At 66.4% G+C, this 2,798-nt stretch carries 3 protein-coding genes and 1 pseudogene; 1 reads left to right on the top strand and 3 read right to left on the bottom strand.

Translation table 11 applies throughout. The features are described from left to right. Positions 1-191: 191 nt before the first annotated feature. The 3 genes from ABZ783_RS37370 to ABZ783_RS37360 all read right to left on the bottom strand — a co-directional run bounded on the left by ABZ783_RS37370 (position 192) and on the right by ABZ783_RS37360 (position 2,470). On the bottom strand, positions 192-530 hold the full coding sequence (locus ABZ783_RS37370; protein ID WP_357447960.1) for a hypothetical protein: 339 nt from the start codon (positions 528-530) through the stop codon (positions 192-194). 399 nt (positions 531-929) lie between these two features. Further along, positions 930-1,439 carry a hypothetical protein gene (locus ABZ783_RS37365; protein WP_357447957.1) on the bottom strand — a complete coding sequence of 170 codons (510 nt, stop codon included), beginning with the start codon at positions 1,437-1,439 and terminating at the stop codon, positions 930-932. Positions 1,440-1,831: 392 nt separating this feature from the next. After that, entirely contained in the window at positions 1,832-2,470 is a 639-nt protein-coding gene (locus ABZ783_RS37360) for a helix-turn-helix domain-containing protein (RefSeq protein ID WP_357447954.1), read from the bottom strand. Positions 2,471-2,522: 52 nt separating this feature from the next. Between ABZ783_RS37360 and ABZ783_RS37355 the strand changes: the two are divergent. Next, a pseudogene (locus ABZ783_RS37355) lies at positions 2,523-2,798 on the top strand (monooxygenase); the annotation flags it as partial.

Raw genomic sequence — 2,798 nt, 5'->3', positions numbered from 1 at the left:
ACGTTGCTGGGAACCAACCCCATCACCGCTATGCAGGGACAGACGACGGCCGAGGCACCGACCAGAAGCTTGACACAAAACGACTTACGCTGATGTGAGTGCGCTCAGTCCATTGGTATCGCTGTGCGCTGAGCGTGTGCTTCGTGCTGGAGGGCCGCCGGCGCTTATGGCGGGCGGGTGCGCGACGTACGTCACCCCTGCGGGGTGTTCCAGTCGGATGGCCGCCCCTCGACCACGGCGTCATACCGGCCCGGCGCCACCTGGTGCGCCGTGAACATGCCGATGGGCGCTTGGTCGCGGGCAAGACGATGGAGCACTGCTTCGTAGGCGGATACGGCGACGCCCGACAAGTAGCCGACGAAGATTGCCTTGACCTTCTCAGAGGGCACCGTCCAGACGCCGACCGTGCCTGGCCCATCGCACCTGAGCAGCACGTCCAGTTCCACAGGAAGCCGCACGCCGGGGGCAAGCTGATCGCGAAAGGCATTGAACCGGTCGAACCGAGAAGCACACGCCGGCTCTACGTTCACCCCTGCCCGGGGAACCTCGTCCGCCCTCAGCCAGTATCTATCCTGCTTCAGCAGGTCCTTGCGCCGAGGCCCGCGCGGGCGACGTCGAGGAAACCCCGGTTCATGAAGCCCCGGCTCCGCCGTTCCTGCCATCGCTCACATAGGCATCGTTCCTCATCCCGATCGATCGGGCATCCCGGGAAGCGAATCGGCAGGATCCCGGAAGTGCGCTCCTCGGCGTGGTCGGCCTCACACGACGAGCCGACACCGCACGACCAGCGGCAGATCAGTGCGCCGTGGCGGGACATGAGCCGTCGATCGAGTGGATGGTTTCTCAACGGTGGTCGATGCTGACCTCTCGGAGAGGAGGGCAGGTCAATCCCTTACGCCGGCCGTCGAGGTCCGATGTTGGCTGGCTGGTCAGGCTGGCGGATCATCTCGAAAGAGATGCTCTTTCACACCTCGGCCGCCCCAGCGGGTCGCAACGAGCTCGGGACGAGGGCGGGTCGGCTTGGGCACCCAGCCGCGTTGTCTAGTGTCGGGCGCAGGGCTGTCCCAATCGGCAATCAGCGCAAAAGGATCCGTGGCGCGATCAGGCTCATCGTCACACGGCTCCCGGACGACCATCGCTGGGTAAAAGCGCGTCTCCTGAGCCACCCTGCAGTCATCCGTCCGGGAGGCGACCAAGGCACCGCAGCCGTCGCAAGCCACACACGGGGTCCACCCCACCACGGACCAGCAGCCCGTGCGAACAAGGTCATGGACGAAGCGTGTCCCGCGTACGTCGCCGGGTGAGAGGACGAAGGTGCCGACGACCTGATCACGGCCATACGCGGCCTCGTCGATCGCATAGGTGCCGGGGTCGAGGAGCGGCGGGTTCACGTGATGGCAATCCAGGAGCGACCAGTGCAGCCCCTCCGGCAGCTCCACCAACCGGACCGGGACGCTCAGCGTGTTCCCGCAGCTCGCACACCGAAAGCCCTCCACTGCGGCATTGTGACATTCGGGCCAGGCGAAGGCATCCGAGAATATGAGGGAGCAGGCGTTCGCGTGACGGACCATCTCGAAGTGCTCGCCTTCGTGAATGCACTCATCTCGGCATGTCCGGGAGCTGGGCGGCCCGACTCGTCGTGACGTTCCGCAGCGCGCTGATCGCGGATCCGGATGTTTCGTGGCAGTCGCGACCTCGGCTGTTCCCTGTACGTATAACCCCCGTAACCGAGAAACGAGCGCGGACGCCCTACATGAAAATGCGCAGGTAACGGCCAGGCATCTGGCCGTGAGCGCAGAAGGTGCTGTCCGTTGGGGGATTCGTGTGCGGATCAGACTAGGCCGGATAGCAGCGCGGCAACCTCATCGGCGAGCGCAGCGTCGGGAGTACCCGGCCGGGAGAACGCCGATTCGACCGTGGCCGAAAGCAACCGCGCCCGCTCGTCACGCGTACCCGTTGAACCGACCGTGCGCTCGGCGTAGATGAAGCCCTCGAACACGGACTGGAAGGCGTAGGTCAGCTCCGGCGTCGCCAGATCCGTACGCACGAAGCCTCGCGCGGCTAGGACGTCTACATAGGATGCCATCACCATGTTGTGCCGGCCGCCGTCGTAGCCGGCCTCGGAGCCGACGAGCTTGCCCCACATCTGCACGTCGCCGATCACCATGCCGTACAGCAGCGGGCGGCGCAGGATCGCCAGGAAGAACTCCGCGGCGAAACGGTGCAGCAGCGCGACGGCGGGGTCGGCGCGCAGGGCGGTCACCATGTCGGCGATCGCGCCGCGTACCGCGCGGGCGAACACGGCCCTGAACAGCTCCTCGCGCGTCTTCCAATGCAGGTAGACAGTGCCTTTGCCGATGCCGGCGGCGCCGGCGACGTCGTCGATGGTGACGCGGCGGTAGCCGTGCCGGACCAGCATGTCGGCGGCGACATCGAGGATCTTCGTCTCGCGATCGGTGCGTGCAGTCACACCGACATACTAACACTTGACCAGATTTCGAACTTGGTCATACGGTCAACGCATGACTGCGAAGACCGTACTCATCTCCGGCGCCGGCGTGGCCGGCCCGACCCTCGCGTACTGGCTCGCCCGCAACGGATTCGCGCCGACGACCGTCGAGCGCGCCGCTGGCCAGCGCTCCAGCGGCAACCCCGTCGACGTACGCGGACCGGCATTCCCCATCGCCGAGAAGATGGGCCTGCTCCCCCGGCTGCGTGCGGCCGCGACGGCGACGACCGGCCTCGCCTTCGTCGACGCACAGGGACGGCGCAAGAGCCGCGTCGACTTGCCGGTCAAC

Source organism: Micromonospora sp. NPDC047738 (genome assembly GCF_040642675.1).
Lineage (GTDB): Bacteria > Actinomycetota > Actinomycetes > Mycobacteriales > Micromonosporaceae > Micromonospora.
The sequence above is the reverse complement of the archived record's forward strand: the minus strand, read 5'-3'. Positions and strand labels throughout refer to the sequence as shown.